Origin of the sequence: Leptospira alstonii serovar Sichuan str. 79601, from assembly GCF_000347175.1 — a bacterium.
GTDB lineage: Bacteria > Spirochaetota > Leptospiria > Leptospirales > Leptospiraceae > Leptospira > Leptospira alstonii.
Genome location: NZ_ANIK01000028.1, coordinates 1 through 23,156, shown reverse-complemented (window position 1 = coordinate 23,156; position 23,156 = coordinate 1). Strand labels below are relative to the sequence as shown.

18 protein-coding genes and 1 pseudogene are annotated in these 23,156 nt (G+C 44.2%); 3 read left to right on the top strand and 16 right to left on the bottom strand.

The annotated features are described in order from the left end of the window. Window positions 1–208: 208 nt before the first annotated feature. Window positions 209–832, top strand: coding sequence for an adenylate/guanylate cyclase domain-containing protein (locus LEP1GSC194_RS05890; RefSeq protein WP_020772948.1), 624 nt, complete (start codon window positions 209–211; stop codon window positions 830–832). Window positions 833–886: 54 nt separating this feature from the next. Here LEP1GSC194_RS05890 and LEP1GSC194_RS05885 read toward each other — a convergent pair whose 3' ends face one another. After that, the gene (locus LEP1GSC194_RS05885) at window positions 887–1,828 is read right to left on the bottom strand and encodes a glycoside hydrolase family 130 protein (protein WP_017810256.1); all 942 of its coding nucleotides are present in this window, start codon (window positions 1,826–1,828) and stop codon (window positions 887–889) included. Continuing rightward, the gene (locus LEP1GSC194_RS05880; RefSeq protein ID WP_020772951.1) at window positions 1,825–4,113 is read right to left on the bottom strand and encodes a glycosyltransferase family 4 protein; all 2,289 of its coding nucleotides are present in this window, start codon (window positions 4,111–4,113) and stop codon (window positions 1,825–1,827) included. The genes LEP1GSC194_RS05885 and LEP1GSC194_RS05880 overlap by 4 nt, the downstream gene beginning before the upstream one ends. A gap of 479 nt (window positions 4,114–4,592) precedes the next feature. On the opposite strand from LEP1GSC194_RS05880, the gene LEP1GSC194_RS05875 reads away from it, so the two are divergent. Then, window positions 4,593–5,018: a hypothetical protein gene (locus tag LEP1GSC194_RS05875; RefSeq protein ID WP_017810259.1), complete on the top strand. Its 426-nt coding sequence runs from the start codon at window positions 4,593–4,595 to the stop codon at window positions 5,016–5,018. A gap of 23 nt (window positions 5,019–5,041) precedes the next feature. Here LEP1GSC194_RS05875 and LEP1GSC194_RS05870 read toward each other — a convergent pair whose 3' ends face one another. The 14 genes from LEP1GSC194_RS05870 to LEP1GSC194_RS22915 all read right to left on the bottom strand — a co-directional run bounded on the left by LEP1GSC194_RS05870 (window position 5,042) and on the right by LEP1GSC194_RS22915 (window position 22,303). Further along, window positions 5,042–5,497: a chemotaxis protein CheX gene (locus LEP1GSC194_RS05870; RefSeq protein WP_017810260.1), complete on the bottom strand. Its 456-nt coding sequence runs from the start codon at window positions 5,495–5,497 to the stop codon at window positions 5,042–5,044. 1 nt (window position 5,498) lies between these two features. Next, window positions 5,499–5,858, bottom strand: a complete 360-nt coding sequence (locus LEP1GSC194_RS05865) for a response regulator (protein WP_036041552.1) — start codon at window positions 5,856–5,858, stop codon at window positions 5,499–5,501. Window positions 5,859–5,884: 26 nt separating this feature from the next. Further along, window positions 5,885–7,930: an ATP-binding protein gene (locus tag LEP1GSC194_RS05860; protein ID WP_020772800.1), complete on the bottom strand. Its 2,046-nt coding sequence runs from the start codon at window positions 7,928–7,930 to the stop codon at window positions 5,885–5,887. 4 nt (window positions 7,931–7,934) lie between these two features. Further along, the gene (locus LEP1GSC194_RS05855; RefSeq protein ID WP_020772745.1) at window positions 7,935–9,821 is read right to left on the bottom strand and encodes a PP2C family protein-serine/threonine phosphatase; all 1,887 of its coding nucleotides are present in this window, start codon (window positions 9,819–9,821) and stop codon (window positions 7,935–7,937) included. Window positions 9,822–9,825: 4 nt separating this feature from the next. Further along, on the bottom strand, window positions 9,826–11,190 hold the full coding sequence (locus LEP1GSC194_RS05850; RefSeq protein ID WP_051185284.1) for a PP2C family protein-serine/threonine phosphatase: 1,365 nt from the start codon (window positions 11,188–11,190) through the stop codon (window positions 9,826–9,828). A gap of 25 nt (window positions 11,191–11,215) precedes the next feature. Next, complete coding sequence (locus tag LEP1GSC194_RS05845) at window positions 11,216–12,577, bottom strand: class I SAM-dependent methyltransferase (RefSeq protein ID WP_020772732.1); 1,362 nt, start codon at window positions 12,575–12,577, stop codon at window positions 11,216–11,218. Window positions 12,578–12,613: 36 nt separating this feature from the next. Next, the gene (locus tag LEP1GSC194_RS05840) at window positions 12,614–12,988 is read right to left on the bottom strand and encodes a hypothetical protein (protein WP_036041548.1); all 375 of its coding nucleotides are present in this window, start codon (window positions 12,986–12,988) and stop codon (window positions 12,614–12,616) included. Continuing rightward, entirely contained in the window at window positions 12,985–13,515 is a 531-nt protein-coding gene (locus LEP1GSC194_RS05835; RefSeq protein WP_020772837.1) for a hypothetical protein, read from the bottom strand. The genes LEP1GSC194_RS05840 and LEP1GSC194_RS05835 overlap by 4 nt, the downstream gene beginning before the upstream one ends. Before the next feature lie 61 nt (window positions 13,516–13,576). Beyond that, entirely contained in the window at window positions 13,577–15,064 is a 1,488-nt protein-coding gene (locus tag LEP1GSC194_RS05830) for an adenylate/guanylate cyclase domain-containing protein (protein ID WP_020772748.1), read from the bottom strand. Further along, complete coding sequence (locus LEP1GSC194_RS05825) at window positions 15,061–15,843, bottom strand: response regulator (protein WP_020772803.1); 783 nt, start codon at window positions 15,841–15,843, stop codon at window positions 15,061–15,063. The genes LEP1GSC194_RS05830 and LEP1GSC194_RS05825 overlap by 4 nt, the downstream gene beginning before the upstream one ends. A gap of 11 nt (window positions 15,844–15,854) precedes the next feature. Beyond that, the gene (locus LEP1GSC194_RS05820) at window positions 15,855–17,177 is read right to left on the bottom strand and encodes a diguanylate cyclase domain-containing protein (protein WP_017809340.1); all 1,323 of its coding nucleotides are present in this window, start codon (window positions 17,175–17,177) and stop codon (window positions 15,855–15,857) included. Further along, complete coding sequence (locus LEP1GSC194_RS20815) at window positions 17,174–18,829, bottom strand: histidine kinase dimerization/phosphoacceptor domain -containing protein (RefSeq protein WP_020772880.1); 1,656 nt, start codon at window positions 18,827–18,829, stop codon at window positions 17,174–17,176. The genes LEP1GSC194_RS05820 and LEP1GSC194_RS20815 overlap by 4 nt, the downstream gene beginning before the upstream one ends. Then, window positions 18,826–22,125: a response regulator gene (locus LEP1GSC194_RS05805; protein ID WP_020772942.1), complete on the bottom strand. Its 3,300-nt coding sequence runs from the start codon at window positions 22,123–22,125 to the stop codon at window positions 18,826–18,828. The genes LEP1GSC194_RS20815 and LEP1GSC194_RS05805 overlap by 4 nt, the downstream gene beginning before the upstream one ends. Next, a complete protein-coding gene (locus tag LEP1GSC194_RS22915) occupies window positions 22,115–22,303 on the bottom strand; it encodes a hypothetical protein (protein ID WP_020772771.1) in 189 nt (62 codons plus the stop codon). The genes LEP1GSC194_RS05805 and LEP1GSC194_RS22915 overlap by 11 nt, the downstream gene beginning before the upstream one ends. Before the next feature lie 338 nt (window positions 22,304–22,641). On the opposite strand from LEP1GSC194_RS22915, the pseudogene LEP1GSC194_RS05795 reads away from it, so the two are divergent. Then, window positions 22,642–23,156: pseudogene (locus tag LEP1GSC194_RS05795) on the top strand (IS4/Tn5 family transposase DNA-binding protein); the annotation flags it as partial.

The window sequence follows — 23,156 nt, the reverse complement described above, 5'->3', positions numbered from 1 at the left end:
GTTTTCTCTTTTCTATGTATTGAATGTTAAAGATAGAGACTAAAAGATACAACACAACCGCTCAAAACATATTTTTAGAAAGAAAAGAAAATTCATAAATCACCGAATTTTAAGTGCAACAAAGTAGATTCGTTGACAAGAAACGAATTCCGATTAAAAAGTTTGGATTCTTATCCTAAAAAAATTCTCAATCTCTCAAAGGAGCTTTATGGCATTTCGAAGAACTATCGGAGCGAGCGCGTCCGAAGACAGGCTGGAAAAATTAATTCAAGAAAGATTAAAACCCGGAGCCGATAAATTTAAAATCGATCAAAGGATCTGGGATCTTTTCGGAGAAGATTGGTGTGTGATGTTCACGGATCTATCCGGTTTTTCCAGAGGCGTCGAAAAATTCGGAATCATTCACTTCTTACAAACGATTCACGAATCGGAAAGAATTCTGATTCCGGTCATAGAAGATCACGACGGAATCCTTTTGAAATCGGAAGGAGATAGCTTTTTAGTCATCTTTAGAAACGTCGCCAAAGGAATTACGTCCGCAATCAAAATGCAACAGGAATTGGTTACCTACAACCAAGACAAAATCCCGGAAGAAAAAATTCTTCTCTGCGTCGGGCTCGGCTACGGAAAGGTTTTAAAAATCGGTGACACGGACGTATTCGGTTCCGAAGTAAACACCGCGAGTAAACTCGGAGAAGACACGGCCGAAGCCGGTGAAATTTTAGTCACTCAGTCCGTGTTCGATCAAGTCGTGGAAAAACACCTTCAATTTGAGGAATTAAAAGAAGTTCCCGCGGGAACCCCCAAAGCTTACAAACTTCTATATTCTTAAAATTGAATATGATTGATTGAAGTAAGATTTTCAGGACAGGCGTTTTCTAATCTTTCATTGTTTTGCAAGCCATTCCAATAGCTCGTTTATGCTGCAGATCGCAAGTGCGATGCTCGTATCCGCAGCGCCGTAATAAATATTGAGAGTATCTCCGTCGGCGCCTAACGTATATCCGCAGGGAAACACTACGTTATCCACATCGCCTCTCTGCTCATAAGGTTCCTTGGCTCCAAAGATCCATTCCTGGCCTCGTTTTAAACAGAGTTCGGGCGTGTTCAAATCAAACAACGCCAAACCAAGACGATACAAAGCCCCCGAAGCGTTATGACGTACTCCGTGATAGATGACCAACCAGCCCTGAGGCGTTTCTATCGGAGGCGGTGATAACCCGATCTTATTTGCATCCCACCATCCGCCCAATCTTGCTTCCAACATCAGCTTATGATCCCCCCATTGTTTCAGATCGGAGGAATAAGAAATCCACATATGGGCTCCGTGAATTCCGATCGGTCGATGGATCATCGCCCAACGCCCTCCTATCCTGCGGGGCAATAAGGTAGCGTCCTTGTCTTCGGGTCGGAGAATCATTCCGTAACGTTCAAAGTTATGAAAATCTTTCGTAAACGCCAAGGCGACACCCGGACCCTCTTTCGAATACGCGGTATAGACGATTGCATATTGATTCAATTCCGCGATGTATGTGATGCGTGGATCTTCGATTCCCCACAATTCTTCCGGAAAATTTTCCGGATCGGCGATGAATGTCGGCTCGGTATCGATCTTCCAATCATCCACACCGTTGGAAGAACGCGCCGCGCAGAGATGAGATTTTCCGGTACGATCTTCCACACGGCATAACAAAAGCGTGGTTCCGTCCTGCAACTTCGTCGCCCCGGGATTGAATACACTGTGAACCGGATACGGCCAATCCTTTGCGGTCAAAATGGGATTTTGTTCGTATCGATGGAAAAGTTCCGGATAGGTTGTTTGGTTCATTGTGTTTTTAATTCTTCTTGGTCAAGGGCATTCTCGGCTAAACGCAGTTCCAACAAACTCTGAAGAAACGCTAACGTGGATTCCGCGCCCTGATTTTCATTGACTCGATCCGGATGCAAGCCGTCTCTACAGCCACCCGTGGTCGGATCATAAACGGGAGCGTTCAAATCGTTGCGTCCCAGAAACCATTCGAAGGCGCGTCTTGCTTCTTTGCGCCATCGCATATCCCACGTTATGCGATAGGCTTCTAAACATGCGGAAACGGTCGCCTGCACTTCTACGGGTTGTTGATCAAAACGAGCGTGTTCTCCTCCCTTCCGGTAAAAACCGTTGGAACCGATCGGGACAAAGTGACCTCCGTCCGCGTCCGCACGTTGTAAATCCGATAACCATTCCAACGATTCGAGTCCTACTTGAGTCATCTCCGGATTCGGAATGGATTGACCCGATAATAACATCGCGTGAGACAACGCCGCGTTGCAATAGCTAAGTCCTTCCTCGAACCAATGCCATTCCTTAGAATTATTTCTCTCATAGAGTCCTAACAATCTTGCGGATAATTCTTCCCGGACCTGACCCGCCATACGATCTCCCTCAAATCTCCGCAGATATTCGTGAATTCCGATGAGTGCAAACGCCCATGCACGAGGACTGGAAGTAGCGAGTATCGCTGGAAGGGCTTGTTCGAATAATCTTCCCGCAATGCTGGGTAACGTAGGCGCGCTTGCTCTTCCGAGAACGGTTCCCAAGGCCCAAAGCGCGCGGCCGTGACTGTCGTCCGAACCGCTTTCTTCCAGCCAGCGACGTTGGTAATCCATGAAGTTGCGAAAACGTCCGGTTTTCGGATTGTATGCGTACCATACAAAAGCAAGATAACGGAATGTCAGTTCAAAGACCTCTCCGTTTCCCAAGTCCTGCATGAGAGTACTTACCATCAACGCGCGCGCGTTATCGTCTATCGTATAACCTTCGTTATAGTTCGGAATCGTAAAGTATGCGTGTTGTAAGATGCCAGTGCTGTCAGTCATGTGACGCAGATGATCCAGCTTGAGAGGAGGCGTTTCATTCGGACGTTTGTCCAGAGGTCGGATCGCAAAACCGGGCGGAGAAAAATGACGTCGTTCGACTCGCGCTCTTTCAAAACTCTGCATATATCGTTTGGCGACCTTCGGCCAAATCATCGCTCGTCCGTAGAGATAGGCGCGCTTTCGCATCGCGTGACGTTTGGATTCGTTATCCAAAAGATCGATCACTTGTTCCGCCAACGTATTCGGATCTCGAAACGGCACAAGCACCCCCCGTTCTTCGGCCAACATCTCTTGGGCATACCAGTAAGGTGTGGAAATCACGGCCTTCCCCGCTCCCAATGTGTATGCGAGAGTGCCCGAAGTGATCTGAGCGGGGTCGAGATAGGGAGTGACATAGATGTCGGTCGCTCCGATAAACTCGATGAGCTCCTCCAGACTGACAAACCGATTGTAAAAAATCACGTGACCTTCCACATTCTTTTCATGAGCCAAACGTTGGAGGAAAAGTCTGTATGTCTCCCCTTCGTTTCGCACAACGTTAGGATGTGTGGCCCCGAGAATGATATAGACTACGTTCGGGTGATTGATCAAAATCGCGTGTAACGCGGAAATCACGGTTTCGATCCCTTTGTTCGGAGAAAGCAATCCGAAACTGAGTAATACGATTTTACCTTCGACGCCGAACTTATCCTTATGAAAGCTCGGGTCCACAAAGGACACGTCGGGAATTCCGTGAGGAATGAAATCGATCTTGTCGGCTTGAATCCCGTAAACAGTTTGCAAAAATTCCACACCGCGCTCGCTCATGACCACTAAACGATCCGAAAGAGCCGCTACCTGTTTCAATACTTTCAATTGATCCGAATCCGGATCGTGAAGAACGGTGTGCAGAGTCGCAACGATCGGCATTCGTAAATTGCGCAAGAGTGCGAGGATATGACTTCCCGCCCTTCCTCCGAAAATTCCGTATTCGAATTGAAGACATACAAGATCCACGTTATTGACGTTCAAAAAATCCGCGGCCCGGTGATACGATTCGATATCCTTTTCGGTGATTTCAAAACGCACTCGAGACGGATACGCATAACCTATCTCTATGTCGTTGACCGGTATCGCGATGCAGGTCGTTTGCGGATGTTCCTCCGCGATGGCCTCGCAGAGATCCGTCGTAAAGGTCGCAATGCCGCATTGGCGGGGCAAATAATTTCCGATAAAGGCGATTCGGTTCAGAGTAGAAAGAGTCGAACTTTGTTCCATAAGAGTATTTCCTTCTTCGATAGAACGATTGAAACAAACCTTAACAGATGGAATCTGCGACGGTTGGAAATACATGGAAGTATACGGCGCATTTTAACGCATAACATTCGTATTTTATGTAATTTTAATTCTTAAGAATTCTTTCTGACTGTCCTTAAGCGAGAATTATGCTCCTCGGACATTCGAAATTAAGACATCCATTCAGAAGTATCAAAGACAACCAAGCGGCGTGTTTAAAAGGTTTTCGCCTATATCTTCTCTTTAAAAGAAGGTCTTGTCCATCATTAAACGAATATAAAGGTTTTATTTCGTCGAAATTCGATTATATTCCATCTTTAAGTGGAACACGGGATCGATATCTTACTATTTTCTGCTAATTACGAATCGAACTTGAAACAAAGCATTCATTTATGCTTTCATGACTTAAGAAGAAACGAACGGGAAGTCTTTCCGATTGTCTCGATCTTAAAGGAGTAATCATGTCACATTGTATTCTATGGATCGATCAGTCCCAGGCAAAAGAGTTCGTTTTTGCAAAGAATTTCTCCCGCTCTGAACTAACCCTTCATAAACCCAAACCGGAACGTCACGAACATCACCTGGATCGAATTGATACAATCGAGAAGGAAGATTTAAAACATTTCTTCGAAGAAGTTGCGGGAAAGTTATCTAAAACGGAAGGCCTTTTGATAGCAGGACCTGGATTAGCGAAAACTCACTTTCATAGTCATTTAGAAACACACTACCCATCGATAGCGAAAAAAGTTCTTGGAGAAATCAAAATGGAACAATCTACCGATTCGGAAATTTTATCCGTCGCAAAAAATTATCTTCACGAACACCGTTTAGATAAAAAACCCCAGGCTAAGATAAAAAGAATTCTAGGAAAAAAGAATAAATCATAATATTCTAAAACAAGAATGTAATCTTAGACGTCGTCCCTCGGCGTTCCCACAACGAGATAAGACTTATGGGACTTCCATTCGAAAGGAATCGTAAAAACGGGCATTTTCAAGGGTAAATGTATATTATGACCTTGCCCCGTGATCACCATAGGAACGGAAATTCTAAAATTCTGACCGAAAAACTGTTCCGCATTTCCGGAAATATTATTTGCAAGTTCGCCGATCGCGTCCAAACGCAGCGACTCATCGGCCTCGCCCAATCCCATGGCTATAATTAAATCGTTGAGCATCCTTAAGGTTGCTGTTACGTAAATACAACCCTTTCTCGCTCCGGATATTCCAATCACGCCTGAATAGTCTAAAAAGACAAAATTATCATTTTGAGGATACGGTACGCCTACAACGGGTTCATCCCCGTTAAATTGACTGAAATAATTCATCATACCTTTTATAAAGATTTTTAATTCCTCTTGTTTCATCTTATTCCCCCAATATCTTTTTAAGAGTATCAGTTAACTTATGAGCCAATAAGGGTTTAATCAAATAGGAAACCGCGCCCGCGTTAACCGCCTTTACAACCGTCGTTTTACTAGTTAAAGCGGAGATCATGATGATTTTCGCATCCGGTTTGATTTTTAACATTTCCCCAAGCGCGGCAAGACCGTCCATTTCAGGCATAGTAATATCAAGGGTTACAATGTCCGGTTTATGAACCTTAAACAGTTCGATTGCCTGAATACCATTCGAGGCTTGCGCAACGATTTCAAGTTTGGTAAGTTTTAAATAACGCTCAATTACCATTCTTACTATAGTTGAATCGTCAACGATCATGATCTTCATAATTCCTCCGGATTTAGCTGAAGTATTCAAATTGGAAATATAAACTTAAATTCAGTGAATTGACCTGGATCATAATTTATCTTCAGTTTCCCTCCAATTTTTTTGACTCTCTGTTTGATGATATCCATGCCCATTCCGCGCCCGGCGTGCAGAGTCGACTCGCCCGCAGTGGAGAACACAGGTTCAAACGTTAACTTTATTAATTTGGTTGCAGCCCAATTCTTGATTTCGGATTCCAGACCTTTGCCCATCTGAAAGGCTTTTGTTCGAATCGCGCCAAAATCAAAAGAACTTCCGTCGTCCCGGAAGTTTACGCATAAACTATCGCCTACCGACTTCATACTTAGAAGTAACGTCCCGTATTCCTCCTTACCTAACCGCAGTCTAATTTCGGGACTTTCGATACCGTGCGTGATCGCGTTACGCGTCAATTGAACCAATATATCGCGCAACGCGTACGCATATTTATTGGATATTCCGGTGAAATCGATATCGGTCGCAATCAGTCTCACTTTTTTTCCAAGCTCGGAGGCGATTCTCAAAGCAAGTTGATTAATCGCTTCCGGTAGAGCGGATAACGCGGACTTGGTATCCCCGCCTTTGTTTTGAAATAAACGAATGCGCTGAACCAATCCGTGCATTTCTCCGTATACTTCCTGAAGTTTTGCAAGGTCATACGCGATCGGCAAAAAATCCTCCCAGGTCGGATTTTTATTTTCACGCAAGACGATCATCTTCTCCTCAAACTCGTTCGCCTTTTCCGCGAGAAATTTCAGGTCCAACAGCGCCGCATTCCCTTTGATAGAATGTACGGATCGAAATATCGTCTCGATTGCAGTCGAAAAATTCTTATGATTTTCTTCATCGCGTAAAACGCCGTCGATAACTGAAAGTTCAGTATCGATACCTTCCATAAAATCCTGCAATAAAGCAGGACCGATATGAAGAATGGAGAGCATCATCTGCGTTTCCTGTTCTGCTTTGATTTCGTTATCGCGCAGCTGATGTTCCATCTCGACTTCTTTCGTAACGTCCTTGATACTGATTAAAAAATCGGTATTTTGATACGCCTGCGTTATGCGCTTAAATCCGAATTCGAGAAACTTAGTGACGTTGTTGATTCCAAGCTGAATCGCCGCCCCTTCTCTCTCAAGAGGATTCAGATCGCGAATCATGTCCTCGTCTATGTCCTTCGAGGAAATCATGACCAGATATTCGATCAACTCGTCGATTTTTTTTATGGAAAAATACTCCGATAAAACTTCCGTAAATTTCCGCCCCGATAGTATGACACTTCCAAGAATTTTCTTTACCGACTCCGATTGGTGTTCGCCGATAAAATATTGGCCGTCTACTTTGTGAATGATGAACAACCCCTCGTCCACCGAGTTCATAATCGTATCCTGTTCTTTTTTGGCCGTTTTTAATTGACTATTAGCGTAAAATTCTTTCCGAATCAATTGAAAATGGACTCTGTTAATCGATATCGCGATGACCGCGCTCGAGGATAAAAAATAGAGATTATTAACGAGTATATTATAGTGAAAAGAATTCGGGAAAAAAAAGTTCAAACACAAATAACTCCCGATGATCAACAGAGAGTTTATAACCGCATGATCGAAATCCCAAGGGATCAAAACAATCACCGCGATCATAACAAGGTTTAAACCCGCGTAATAACTGGAATCGAACCCTCCCAATTCCAATGTCATCAGAGAAATCATCAATCCTACGACAATGGAAAAAAAATACCCGTGCAAAGACGCATAACCGGAAGGTTTGGTCAGTCGAAGAATCAAATACTGAATCAATATTAAAATTGTTGCAATCGTTCTGTAGAATACAAAATTCTTAAATCGATCCGCCGGAATCATAAAATAATCCAGCGCTATAAACAAAGGGATCAAAGTAAAACCGAGAATACAGAGCGTTTTTAACCAGCTGTGTCGTATATCGGCGAGATACGTTCTAAAATTTTCGACGTCGTCGACGGCGTTGAAATCAAGCCGTTGATCGACTGCGTTGTCCGTTTTATAGCTCTTCTCCTTCGGTTTGTTGGATTTTTCTTTCATGACACTACTCGTTTATTAACTTCTGCATTAAGTTTAATGCAAGTTCGTTTCTCGGGTCAATGCCGATGATTTCCTTTAAAAGAAGTTCCGCCCTTTCTATGTTTCCGACACGTCTGTATGAATTGGAAAGTACGAGAAGATTGTTTTTATGCCCCGGCTTTCTATGCCGAAATCTTTCCCCGAAGTCGATCGAATCGGTGAAATTCTTTTGGCGGGACAGTTCCCTTGATAAAAAGTAAAGATATTTTGTTTCTCCGGGAAATCGATACACGATTTCTTTCGCGTGGTCTACCGCTTCCTCGATTGCTCCGTATCTAAAACTCAAAGAAACGGCTTCTTTTAATATTTCCGGGTTTCGAATTCCGTCGTTCAATTTTTGACGGATCGCGGTCAGTCGTTCCTGAGCCGAAAGTCCTTGAATATTTCCTTTCCAATCTCCGTTAGTTGAATTGGATTCGACAGGTTGAAATCTTATTTTCAACAGGGAAAGATCGTCGATGATTTCACCGGATTGATACAGTTCTTTCACGATCGTATTCAGATCGCCTTGACCGCGTGTGGCAACGTTCAAAAAGAAATTATCGTCTTCTATGATCAACCTGCTCTTCGTCTCCGGATCGAAGACCATCACGTCGTCCCTTCCGTCGGAGCCGAAGATAAGAACGTCGTCCGGCGCCATTTGAAAGATACTCACAAAAAGCCTGGATGTGAGTCCCAACATACCGACCTTTTTAAAATAAATTTCAGAATCGATATAGGAAGCCTTTCCATCCCGAAACAAAACAGGAAATGGATGTTCCGCATTGATATAATACAACAATCCGTTTTTTTCGTCGATCAAACCGATGACCATCGATATCATCATCGCTCCGTCGAAACTCTCGAACGTTTTCTGCATTTCTATGACTGTATTCTTCAACCATCGTTCAGGATGCTGGTCCTGATTGTTTTCCGAAAATTTCGTTCTTTGCACGAGCGCGTGAAACACCGCTCCGAACACGAGCGCTCCTCCGGCTCCCTGCATCGATTTTCCCATAGCGTCCGCGTTTACAAAAACGATGTAGTCTCTTCCCTTTAATCGAATATTATGCGAAACGCATATATCTCCTCCGATTTCCTCGTTCCAGATCTTAAACGTGAATTTCTTCTTTTGACTCGTATAAAATTCGACAAGAACGGACTCACTTTTGGAACGATTCAAGCTGAGCGGCCTCAAAATCAGAGAAGTCAAAAAATAGTCCCCGTCCTGCTGAGATTTCAAGTTGCTGATTAAATTCATCTTTTCAAATTCCGATTTCGTAAGACTGAACTTAAAATGTGCGATCGTGACCGAAATGATCGCGGTACCCAACATAAAATAAAGATTATTTATTATGGATATGATCTCGTAGTCGTGATCGAAAATGAAATTCGCAGCCAGATACTGAGCTACAATAATGACGCTGTTCAAGGCCCCTTTTAACGCGTTCCATGGAAGAAAAAGATTGACCGCTATCAAAACAAGATTGAGTCCCGCGTAGTAGGAAGATTCAAATCCTCCAAGCCTGACGGTCATGACCGAAATGATCCCTCCTACCACGAAAGTAAAAAAATACGCGTGAATCGCATTCCACCTCCCTGGTTTAGAATTTTTTAATATAAAAAATTGAGTGAGTACGATCAGACTCGCCGCACCTCGAAGCATAAAAAAGAATCCAAGATTCTCGTTTAAATATTGAGGAGGAATGATAAAATAATCCAGACCTCCAAATACCGGAATCAACACGAATCCGAGAACACAAACGATCTCGATCCATTTTTTTTCAAGAACCCATGCGAATTGGTTGAAATCAGGGGGAGCGTTTGCCTTTGCCTGAGTTCCGTTCGTTGCTCCATTTTGATGTAAATTCATAAACTTATCCTCCGTTCTTTAATAACAATAAGGTCATATCGTCGCTTTGAGTTTTCCCAAAGTTCGTGATCCCCCAAAAGATCTCTTCGCCTAATTTTTTAAGCGACAAATGTGTATTCGATTCCAGTAATACGCTCAGCCTTTCTTCTCCGAATAATTCCTCTTCCTGATTTTGAGCCTCTATGATTCCGTCCGTATACAACAGAATAATATCTCCGTTACAAATAGGAATCCGAAGGTCTTCCAATGCCGAACCGAGATCGTCTATGATGCCGAGCCAAGATCCGTTAGTCGAAATCACTTCGACTTTTTTCTGTCCTGCGCGATAAACCATTATGTCCGTGTGTTTACCGGACACCAACAGATGGTCGTCTTCCAATTTAAAAAGAATCATCGTCATATAACGATCCGTTTCAAGACGCTCTATATTGTCCTTGATAATACGATTGGCCTGAATCAGCACTTCGGATGGAAGAAGCGTTTTCTTTTGTTGAAGAATCGCCTGGATCGCGGTCTGAGCCATCATCATAACAAGTCCCGATTCCACACCATTACCGGAAACGTCTCCGATCCCCACCCATTTATCTCCGTTCGGAGCGTCGATAATATCGTAATAGTCGCCACCCGCCGAATCCGCCGGAACCATCAGAGCGGATACTTCATACTTTCCAATCTGCGTCCTTATCGGTAAAAGAGCCGTTTGTATCATATTGGCGAGCTGCATCTCTCCCCAGAGTGCGTTTCTGACTCGAAGCACCTCCGCACGCGACTGATCCAAATTCTGATTTGCGCCAAGCAACTGAGCGCGTAAAAGATACTCCGAACTTACCAATCTGAATCTCACCCACGAGATGGCGGTAGTGATCATGATCGTGGATACAAGAAAGAACAGATTGTTTACTATGATCCAGGAATCGAAAGATTGATTCTCATATACGTTGAATCCAAGATAGAGCAAAAGAACCAAAGTACCGTTGATAGCGGAATGAATGGGATGCCAAGAGAGAAGCATGTTCACGGCCATGATGATCAACATCATCCCCGCATAATAACTTGAATCGAATCCGCCTAGGTCCACGGTCATCAGGACCATCATTAAACTGGCCACTATGGAAATCGCATATCCATGCAAAGGATAATAACGATTCGGTTTCGTAAAACGGATCAGCAAGTATTCTATGACAATAAGAACGGTTGTGGAACCTCTGTAGATCGCGAAACGGATATGTAATTCGGGAGGTTGAGTATAATAATCTAAAAGTAAAAAAAACGGGATGAGCGCGATACATAACAGGGTGAGAACTTGCATCCACTCTCGAACGATCTCTTGAAGATATTTTTCGAAATCCTCGTCGATCTTCAAATTCATGATTGTATTGTTTTTGAAAAGCATACTATAAACCCGTGGGCGCCTCTATCTCCAAAAACATCTGGCATCCGGTCTCATCGTAAAAGACTTTACTTTCTCCCGGTAAATCCTCGCATAACTCCAACATTTCTTCCTCGGTTCTATGATAAAGAATCCAATCCAACCAATACTCCATAAACGCTTTATCCGGATTACTAACGTGAAAGTTTCCGATTACCAATCGTCCGCCGGGTTTCAACATCTCAAACATTCTCGCAAGTACCGCGCGCGCTACCGTAGGAGTCAGATAATCAAACAATCCCATCGAATAGATAAAATCAAAACTGCCCCATTCTTCCCGAAGATTTCGGATTCGAAGCATAGAGCGGACGGAATCATTGATGTATCTAACGTTGATCACCAATCCTCTCTCAAGTTTAAATTGATTGACTGTATTCCGAGCCACACGGAGCGCTTCCGTATCCTGATCCAACAACGTGAAATGAACATGATCCACCTCGGTCATTTCACTGAACACTTCCTCGATTTCATCGGCGGGACCGCATCCGATGGACATCGCCCGAAATTCCGAATCGCCGTGATTTTGAATCGCTTGTCGTATTTGAGAAGCGATCAGGCTTCGTCGATTTCGGACCGCAACCGCAGCCGGAACCTGAAGCGGATAACCGTGCAGAAGTTGTGAAAAAATGGTCTGTCCAACCGTCTCGTTTCTGTAGATCATCTTCATCATCTCGTAGTCGCCGGCGTAACCTCGCGGCTTCAAATTGGTTCGTACCATAAAAGCGGAATGAAGAATGAAGTCCCAAACTTGTTTTCTAAAGAAAAAACCGTGAGCTTCGTTTTCATCCTTTGTAAAATATTTTGTTTGTTCAGCTAGTTCCTTTACCTTGGAATCGAAAAATTCTATGAAAGACTGACCTTCTCGGTCCAGGATCATTTGGTGCAGATGTCCTTTAACCGGTTCCGGTTCTTTTAAAAACTGTCTGTCCAAATCGTCGAAGAATTGTTTGTAGACGTTCAACTCAAAGGTAAGATTTGCGCTGTATTCTTTAAAACGCTGACTTACTTTTTCTTTTTGATTGAGAATGAGTTTAAGATTAAAAAGACCGGTGTCGTAAATCGTTAATCGATTCCTTCCGGTCAGATCGACAATATCGATGATATCGTCTTGAATCAAAACCGTGTATTCGGCGCCCGATGAGCTTCTTCCTTTGATCGGTACCAAACAACATTTACCTAATTCGAATTCTTTTCCTTCGGATTGGATCGTAAAACGTTCGGCGGTAAGAACCGTGTAAAGCGGAGTGTGAGGAAGACGAATCTGAAACGAATAACGCGTATGTCCGCAGATTTCCACTCTTATAAATTCGCCATTCGACTGAAGCATGCCGCCAATGACTCGTTCTTGTTCTGCAATCATGATTTATAACCCTATAACCTGAATTCTTCCGTCTTTGGTTTCAAAGATTCTTAAAGCGGAAAAACTTAGGTCCTGCCACTTCTTAGTTTTGTTATAGATGAGTTTAACCTTACCCAATCCTTTTTTTACCATCTCCAGAGTTTTAATCACCGGAGTGATCGTGGAGGAATTCATATATTCAAGTTGCCTAAAGTCCCAGACAACGGTCTTATCCTGATCCACTCCTCGTTTCATCACATCCGATAAAGTCGGAATGATGAACTGACTGGGATTTCTCTGTACACTCTTACCGAGCCATAGGACTTCGATATCTTCTCCATCCATGACCTCCAGCTGTAACTGATCTTCCGAAAAAACCTGATTATTTATATTATTCATTTTTCAACCACCCGTTCCCTATTGAATTTTGGCTGTAACGCCGAGAAATAGAGAATATCATTTTCGTTTACATAAAAATCCAGAATCGCTCCGCCCTCATAAGCAACGCGAATCAATCCGAGACCGCTTTCAATATCTTCCAGGGGTTGCCCCGCGACCAACTTGAGCCTTTCGAGATAAGCCTGAAACGGAGATTGAAAACTTCGGATCCATTGAACGATAGAATCCAAACGACGTAGATTTTCTACGATACCCGCGGCCGGAAGAGGACTCCACGCCTGCACGAGCATTCCGTCCTTGCTGGCTTCTATCCTAAAAGTAAACTCGTCGTTTTCGTCTATAAAGGATCCAAATTTGATTGCGTTCTCGAGAATTTCCGAGGTAATCATACATAACCCATCTCTAATATCTTCGCTCAATTCCAGTTCGTTTAAAAAAAACCTACATTCGTCCCTTGCACGTTCGATCTCCCCCCAAATGGGGCGGAGTTTCATTTCAAGTAGTTTGCGCTCAATTACTGTTTTCATCTAAATCTCCAGCCAGTCGGCTCTATTGTTTTTGCTAACGCTAAAAAAGGCGTTGCGACCTTCATAACATTCCCACCGGAAAAAATATTTCCTGCGGTTCTTTTTTTCCACGGATCTGAAACTCTCCTATCATTTTGATATCGATTTTATGACTAACACAACGAGCGGTATAAGAATCCAAAAGAATATCGTACCCCATGGTCTTGGTAAGAGCTTCCAGTCTGCTCGCGGTGTTGACTGCGTTTCCGAGTACGGTGTATTCCATGTGGCGGGGAGAACCGATGTTTCCCGCAAAAACAATTCCCGTTGAAATTCCAATCCCCATCGAAACGGGAGACTTAAGTTTTGCGTTTCTGTTATCATTGAACGCTATCAGATATTCTCGCATCTGTAGCGCAAAGCGCACACAATTGATCGTGTCGTCTTCTTCGGGAAAAGGACATCCGAAGGTAATCAAAAGTCCGTCTCCTAAAATTTTATTCACCGAGCCGCCGTTTGCATACGTTAGGTCCATAAGTCCCGTAAACAATTCGCTTAAGAATGCTGCGAACTCGCCGGGATTCAATAACTCGGAGATTTCGGTAGAATTTCGAACGTCGCAGAATAACATTGTCGCTTGAACGTTTTTGCCTTCGAGCTCCGTTTGATGTCTTTGATCTACGAGGTAATCGACAAGATTTTCCGGAAAGTACCGCTCCAAAATACGTTTTGCATGCTCTACGCCCTCAATCCGTCTGCTGAGTTCTGCGGATTTTGCATGAAGTGCGCTGATATCGCGTAACGTGAGAACGGAACCTTGCTCTATCCCTGCGATATCGTGAATCGGAGCTACGGTACAAATTACATGAATACTCTTTCCATCCGTTCCGGATAACATAACGCGTTCAAAAGCGAGGGACTTGCGATTTCCCGTGGCTGTGGCATCGGATAGCAGATTCGGAACGAGCAATCCGTCCGCGTCGTACAAACGCATGATCTCATTCACGGAATATCCGCGCACGTCCTCTTCCGCGACGCCCAACAACGCCTCGGCAACCGGATTTAAAAATTTGATCTTGGAGATAGAATCCGTCGCGATCACTCCGTCACCGATAGAGCTTAACGTCGTATTCAGCCACGCGGCATTCTCACGAAAACGTTTTTCCATCGAGTGCCTGTAAAGCCCCATCTCGATAGCAATTTGAAGTTCCCGAACGTTAATCGGCTTTAAAATATATCCATGCGGGTCGGTAATTCGAGCTCTTCTTAACGTGGCCTTGTCGCTGTGAGAGGTAACATAGATAACAGGGACATCCAACAATCCTTTGAGTCGAAACGCGGTTTCGATTCCGTCGATATAATCCCTTCGAAGAACGATATCCATCAATATAAGATCCGGAAGCGTTGCCCTCGCTATCTCGATCGCCTTTTCGCCGTTAGTTGCAATTCCGACCGAGACGTAACCGAGTCCCTGTAGAATTCCCTGGATATCACGAGCGACGATCCGTTCGTCCTCGACGATGAGAATCCGATAGACATCGGACGCCGTTATTTTGGTATCTTGTATCATCTTAACACCGGCAGGAACGGAGATTCCCGAGCTATCACTACGCTAAAAACGATTACCTCGCCGACAAGACGGCCGTTTTCGTCCCTCAATTTGGAAACCGTAGAATGAATCGATTGTTCTTTTCCCTTTTTTGAGATGAGAATCGTCTCATGAAAATATCCGGTTTGAAGATTTATGCGGTCGGAAAACTGAATCCACGGACTCAGGAAGTTCTTACGCATTAGAACATTAAAAATTGCTTCTAGATCCCTTCCATGGGCGTCTTTTCGACTCCATTCTGTCAGAGCTTCCGCTACCGAATTGAGAAAGACGATCTTGCCGTCCACGTCCGTCGCGATCACCCCGTCTCCGATACTTTCTAAAATTGTGGACAACCAAGTTCTGTTCTGTCTTAAATCCCGCTCGATCTTATGTTTGAAAATTGCGATTTCGATCGTGATCTGTAGCTCTCTCGCCGAAAAAGGTTTGATCACATAGCCGTACGGTTCCGTAAGTTGTGCGCGTTTCAGAGTATCGTCGTCCGTGAAAGCCGTTAGATAGATTACGGGAAGATCGAACTCGGATCGAATCATCGCCGCGAGTTCGATTCCGTCCGGTTTGGACCCAAGACGAATATCCATAAGAATCAGATGAGGCTTGAGAAGCGGAATAACGGCCATCGCTTCGTCGCCGGACGATACGATCGAAGGCACATCGTATCCCATATTCAATAAAACTATTTGAATGTCTTTAGCCACCAACTGCTCGTCTTCTACGATTAATATTTTACAATGCGACATTTTATCTCTCCTTAATCTTTCGGTAGCTCGCTTTTCCAATCCGCCGTATAGATTGCGTATGCATTCTTGCCTTTTGGTTTGGCGAGATACATCGCAGTGTCCGCATAACGTACCAATTTCTCGGCTTCGGTTCCGTGTAACGGAAATAAAGCGATGCCTATACTCGCGGTAACTTTGATCTCCGTGTCTCCGAGTCTAAAGTTTTCATCCAGCCCTTTTAGAATTTTTTCCGCGACGTCCTTCACGTCCGATACGCTTGCTATATCGTTGAGTATGATGATGAACTCGTCGCCCGCAAGCCGCGCAACCGTGTCGTCGTCGCGGACTGAAACTTTCAAACGTTCAGCCAATTGTTTTAATAACATATCGCCTGCGTCGTGTCCTAAGGAATCGTTCACCGTTTTGAAATCGTCCAAATCCAAAAACAACAACGCAAGATTCCTCGAATGGCGAGTCGACTGTGCGATCGCCGCGTTCAGTCTATTATAAAATAAAGTTCGATTTGGAAGTCCTGTGAGATAGTCGTGATATGCGAGGTAGCGCAGATATTCTTCCGCCACTTGTCTTTTTGTGATATCTCTAAATACGAGTACAACTCCGTCGGGTTCGTTACGATCGTCCACAATCATCGTCGCGGTAACGTCGATAGGAGTTGCGGGACCTTTAGCGCGCATGAGTAGAACATCCGAGTAACTGAGTCTTTCTTTTTTTGTGGCAAGAAGTTCCGTTGCAGGATCTTTAAGAATTTCGTATGTATTCAGCGCGTCTCGAGAACGCAGCGTGAAAATCTCCTCTATCTTTTCGCCGATAAGCATTCCTTTTTTTTTGCCGAGCATAGAAGTAGCTACGCGGTCTGCGACTTTCACAATACCGAAGGTGTCGGTTGCGATCACTCCGTCTCCGATCGACGCAAGCGTAGTGGATAGACGTCGATTGGCTTCGTTCAATTGATTCTGCAGACTGTATCTCTGAAGTGCGATTTCGATCGCGATCCGAAGTTCTCCCGTTTCAATGGGTTTTACCACGTAACCGTACGGTTGAGTCAGTCCCGCGCGAGCGAGAGAGGATTCGTCCGAATAAGCGGTGAGATACACGATCGGAATTTCAGAGTTTTCTAAAATCTTTTCAACCGCTTCCACTCCGTCCATGCCTTCTCCGAGTTGAATATCCATGAGTACGATTTGCGGGGACATTTCGAGGGCGAATTTCACGGCCGCCTCTCCTGTAGAAGCGATCCAATCCGCTTGATACCCGATCTTTCTCAGACGTGTCTGTATATCCCGAGCAACCAAGGCGTCGTCCTCTACGATTAAGATTCGAACAGGCTCTTTCATGACACCTCGCCTTTCAAACGTGGATAAGGAAATTTGAATATAAAACAAGCCCCTGCGTCTCTGCGGATTTCGAGAGTCGCTCCGATCTGATGGATCAGAGTGTCTACGAGTTGTAAGCCCATCGAGGTTGCGGTTTTGACGTCGAGATCGATAGGCAAACCGATACCGTCATCCTCTATGGTGAGAATACAGATATTATTTTCCACTTTGAGGCTAACGCTGATTTTACCCTTACGTCCATCTGGAAACGCATATTTGATCGAGTTGGTAAGCAGCTCATTCACAATCAGTCCGCAATGAATCGCGGAATCGAGTTCCATCAGTGCCGGATCGGATTCTACGACGTATTCGATTCGGTTTGGATCCGTTCGAATCGTTCTGAAAATATTCTCCACTAAATTTTCAAGGTAATCCTTAAATTCAATTTTTGCAAGATGACCTTGTTCGTAGAGAAGCTCATGAACGAGTGCTATGGATTTGATCCTGGACTGAGACTCGTGAAAGATCTCCAGCAGATGCGGTTCTTTTATATAATTGGATTGAAGACTGAGTATGCTCGAAACGATCTGTAAATTATTCTTAACACGATGATGAATTTCTTTGAGTAGAAGATCTTTTTCCTTGAGAGAATCGCGGATCTGTTTTTCCGCAGCTTTTTGTTCGGTGATATCCATCGTTACACCGCTCATACCGATCGGCTCGCCGAAATCATCCAGGATGACCGCGTAGTGCGCTTCCACCCAGATTTCTTTTCCGTCTTTCGTCATCCATCGGAACCGGCTCGTTCCGGACTTCTTGTTTCTATAAGCCTCGACCATCATATCAGCCGTCGTTTTTCTATCTTCCGGATGGACGATCTTAAGCCAGAAATTCGGGATGATCAACCAGTCCTCGATGGAATAACCCAAGAAGGATTGAGCAAAGTCACTGACAAAGTCGACACACTGAGCGTCGGTGTTTGGTGTACCCCAACCTTCCCATACTACTCCGGGAACGTTAGTCACGATGTTGGTTATCATTTTTTTCTGAGCTTCGAGCGCTTTCAGAACCACGTTGAGTTCCGAGTTCGCGAGACCCAGCTCGTCGTTGGTTTTCGCGAGTTCCGCCGTTCGTTCTTTGACTCGTCTTTCCAATTCGTCCCGACTTGTACGAAGCATTTGTTTCTGTATGCGAAGAATCTCGTTCTTTCTATAAAGTTCCACAAACGCAGCCGCTTTAGAACGGAGTATCTCCGGAGCTACCGGTTTTACAAGATAGTCCACGGCTCCCAACGAATAACCTTGGATAATTTGACGGGCGTCTTCCCTTGCGTATGCGGTGAGAAACATGATCGGAACGTGCGCCGATTTTCTACGTTCTCGAATGATACGAGCGGTCTCAAGACCGTCCATGATGGGCATACGCACATCCATAAAAATTAATGCGAAATCATATTTTAGAATTAGTTTTAGCGCGTCCCTTCCCGAAAGGGCGGTTACAATCTGATAAGGTTCGTTCTCAAGAATCGTTTCCATCACATCCAGATTGTCTTGATTATCGTCGACGATGAGTATTTTTACCGGAATCCGGGATTCGGCGATTGCTAAGTCGCCATCCAAATCAACGGGGTCATAAACGATTGTTGGTTCGAGAACCATTTCTTCCGATGTCATAAATTTACCCGATCGGCAATATCTCGAATTCCGATCCGAAGTAATGAAAGAAGTTGATCTACGTCAACCGGCTTTGTTATATAATTGCTCGCACCCGCATCGATACATTTCTGCCTGTCCCCTTTCATCGCTTTCGCGGTGACCGCGATGATCGGAAGTTCCGAAAATCGACTCAATGTCCGTATCTCACGCATCGCGGCATAACCGTCCATATCGGGCATCATAATATCCATCAGAACCGCGTCCAAATCCGGTTCCTTCTTGAGTAGATCGATTCCTTCCCTCGCATTATCCGCGTAGAGAACCTTCATATCGTGCTGTTCAAGAACGCTCGTCAGCGCGAAAATATTTCTGATATCGTCGTCAATGACGAGTATCTTTCGATTGGCAAGAAAAGGATCCGGGATTCGAATCTTTGGAACGATCTCTTTACGAGAGGAATTGAAAGCCGTATTTCTGCGGTGCAGATAAATGGAAGTTTCGTCAAAAAGTCCTTCCGGAGACGTGACTTCTTTCACGCCTTCGTTGTCCGTTAAACGTTTTAATTCTTGAGCGTGTTTTCCGCGGAGATCGCTATCGGCAAAGCCGGTGTAGATGATGATCGGCAGGTCGCGTAAGCCGATCTGTCTCAGCTGAGATACGACGTCGAAACCGGATATATCGGGAATGCCTATATCCAGAACGACACAATCCACGTCCAACGTCTCCACCGCTTTCAGAGCGTCCGATCCGTTTTCAACTGCGATCGTTTCCAGATCGTCGTCGCTCAACAGTTTAACAACACTTTGGCGATGAGCTTCGTCCGGATCTACGATCAACACCATCTTTACTTTACGATCGATAAAACGATTGATTTTATCAAAGGCGACTTTCAGAGATTCAAGATCTATGGGTTTTGTGATATGAGTGATCGCGCCCATACGCCGACTTTTTCTCCATTCATTGTAAGCGGAGATCACTTGAATCGGAATATGTCTATATTGAATGTCACGTTTCAAACGATCCAAGATTCCCCATCCGTCCATATCCGGAAGTCGTATATCCAGCATGATCGCGGAAATCCTGTAGTTCTCGATCATATTCAGAGCGCTGTCTCCGTCAAAGGCAAGGATCCCTTTGAATCCGTTTTCACGCGCAAGATCCAGAAGCAAACGAGCAAAACTCGCGTCGTCGTCGACGATCAATAAAACTCTATCATTGCGTTGAACGTCAAATCGATCGTCCAAAACTTCTTCGTATGCCGCGCCGTTTTGTGTTTCGGAATTATTCTTAATCCTCGTAATGAATTCGTCCGCGTTTGTGGGCTCTATACGAAAGGGAGTTTCTACCGGAACTTCGGATTGAAATTCATTTTCAATATAAGTTTCCGGAAGAAAGAACGTGAATTTGCTTCCTTCTTTCAACTCGCTTTTCAAAACGATCTCACCGCCGAGAATTCGAGCGATCTCTCGACTGATCGAAAGACCAAGTCCCGTGCCTCCGTATTTACGGCTAGTACTTCCGTCCGCTTGACGGAACGCCTCGAAGATAAGAGCCTGTTTCTCGTCGGAAATTCCGATTCCGGTATCCTGTACGGAAAACGATATTGCTCTTAAAAGTTTGCCGAGTATCGGATGAACCGGATTCCAGCCCGATTCGACCATTTCGATTCGAACGATAACGCTTCCGCATTCCGTGAACTTAAACGCGTTTGAAAGAAGATTGCGCAGCACTTGCAAAAGTTTCTGTTTATCCGTCAATAGGGTTAGCGGCAGCTTGGGTCCGAGATTTACGAGAAATTCAAGGCCTTTGTTGTTTGCAATTTCGGAGAATGTCCGTATCAGATGTTCTTCGAGTTCTTCAAAATGAATCTCGTTGATTTCCACGCTCATCTTTCCGGATTCAATTTTAGAAAGATCTAATATATCGTTGATCAATTGAAGTAAATCGTTTCCGGACGAATGAATGGTTCTGGCAAATTCGACTTGTTTTACGGAAAGATTTCCCGGATCGTTCTCAAAAAGAAGTCTTGAAAGAATCAACATATTGTTGAGAGGAGTTCGGAGTTCATGCGACATGTTGGCGAGAAACTCGGACTTATATCGGGAGGTAAGCGCGAGCTGATGCGCTTTTTCTTCCAAGGATCTTCGACGCAGCTCTACTTCTTTATTTTTGCGCTCTATTTCAACGTTTTGTTTTGCAAGCGATCTTGTTTTTTCTTCCAGCTCCGTATTCTTTCTTTGCAGTTTAGCCTGTTCTTCAAGACCCAGATTGATTCCCGTAAGTTCTTCCTGACGTCCTTTCAGCTCTTCGGTCAGAATCTGCGACTGTTGTAAAAGTTCCTCGGTCAACATACTCGTACCGATCGTATTGAGAACGATCCCGATATTTTCAGCAAGTTGATCCAAAAAGTTTAGATGAATTTCCGTAAATTTTTGAAATGAAGCAAGTTCAAGAACCGCTTTTATTTCCCCTTCGAAAAAAACCGGTAGAAGGACGATGGTGAGAGGAGTACCTTTTCCCAATCCGGAACTGATCCAGATATAATCGGACGGAACGTCTTCGACGAGAATTCTCTTTCTTTCAAGAAGACACTGACCGGCCAATCCTTCACCCGCTTTGACATTGTCCCGAAGTCCTTCCGTATATGCGTAACTTGCGAGCAGTTTGAGAGAAGAGACCTCGTCTTTCGTTTCGGAGATAAAAAACGCACCGTGTTGCGCCGAAACCAACGGAGCGAGTTCGGAAAGAATCAGCTTACTTGCGTTCGCAATATTTCGTTGCCCCTGAAGAATCCTCGTAAATTTTCCGAGGTTGGTTTTAAGCCAATCCTGTTCGGTGTTGATACGTTTGGTTTCTTTCAGATAGCGAATCATCTTGTTGATCGTATCTTTGAGTTCAAGAATCTCGCCTTTCGCGTTAACCGTAATCGAGCTTGAAAAATCTCCCGAAGCGACGGCTCCGATGACACGGGCAATCTCAGCCGTTGGTCGTACAAGATCTGAGACTAAAGAATTTATGGAATCGACGGATCGAGCCTGCCAGCCCATAAAAGCGGCGACGTCGATACGTTGGTTTATTTTTCCGTCCTTACCGACGGATACGGAAATTCGTTCGAATTCCCGAGATAGTTTTTCATTTTGATCGATAAGATCGTTTACCATATCCGAGACCTTTCCGATCAAACCGATTTTATCGACTGACATTCTCGTAGTGAGTTCGCCGCGTTTCAGCGCCGAAAGTACGATCATCAGTTCTGTAAGATCTTTAGATTCGAAAGTTTTTTCGAGAACCGGTTTTGAAACTTTAGCTGACATTCAGATCTCCTTGAAGCGAACGCGAATCGTTGATTCGGTTTAAAAAGAGACTGAGTCGTTTGTCTTTGAAGAATTTTATCTTTTTTAATATGATAATATTACGTTTAATCCAAATCGAAACCTTTGTCCGTGTGTTAATATCGGAAACGATGATGCCGCACGCATCGGCGGTATTCATATCAACAACCTATAATCCGGAATCTCCCGGTTTTTAGATTGAAGACTTGTGAGACTTGTTTCGTATCGGCAACTCCGTTTACCTTACTCAGATTCGTATTCTGAATTATTTTCGTATAACGGACTTTTTTATCTAAATCCTCTGTTTGCACAGAAATAGTGTGAGAAGCGAGCATGTGTTCCCTCTTTCACCGTAATATATCAGTTGTCATGCCACATCTTAGAGATTACTCGATTCTGGGGGACAGGGAGGGGGGACTTGTGCATAACCTTACCCACAAATATGAGAAAAAACTAGATTTTTCAACCTTTATTTCCAAAGTTAGTAAGGGCCTTATAATGAACACTACACATTGGAGTAGTACACTCGGAACGGAATTAGATTGGGTGGAAGAAGAATATTTATCGCTGAACTTGGGAGATAAGCGATTGGATAAACGACTCAAGAAAATCGTGAGCGTGATGACAAAACGAGGAGGAACGAGTTTGCCAGATATATTTGGCAATTGGTCAGGCACGAAAGGAGCGTATCGCTTTTTTTCGAATCCGAAAGTATCATCGGAAAAGATCATAGAACCTCATAGTCAAGCAACAAAGAAACGACTTCACCAACAAGAAACAGTCTTGGTATTAAGCGACACAACGGAAATCTATTATAGAAAAAGGGATCGTGTAGATGACTTGGGGCCGATGAACTCGGAATACAATCAGGGTCTTCTTTTGCATCCATCGATAGCTTTACGACTGAGGAATCCCTTTAGGCATCCTGGATTTTAAAATGTGGTCACGTACGGAATTAGGCGCCAACCAAAATCAAGACGGAAGAAAAATGTCCATAGAACATAAGGAAAGTG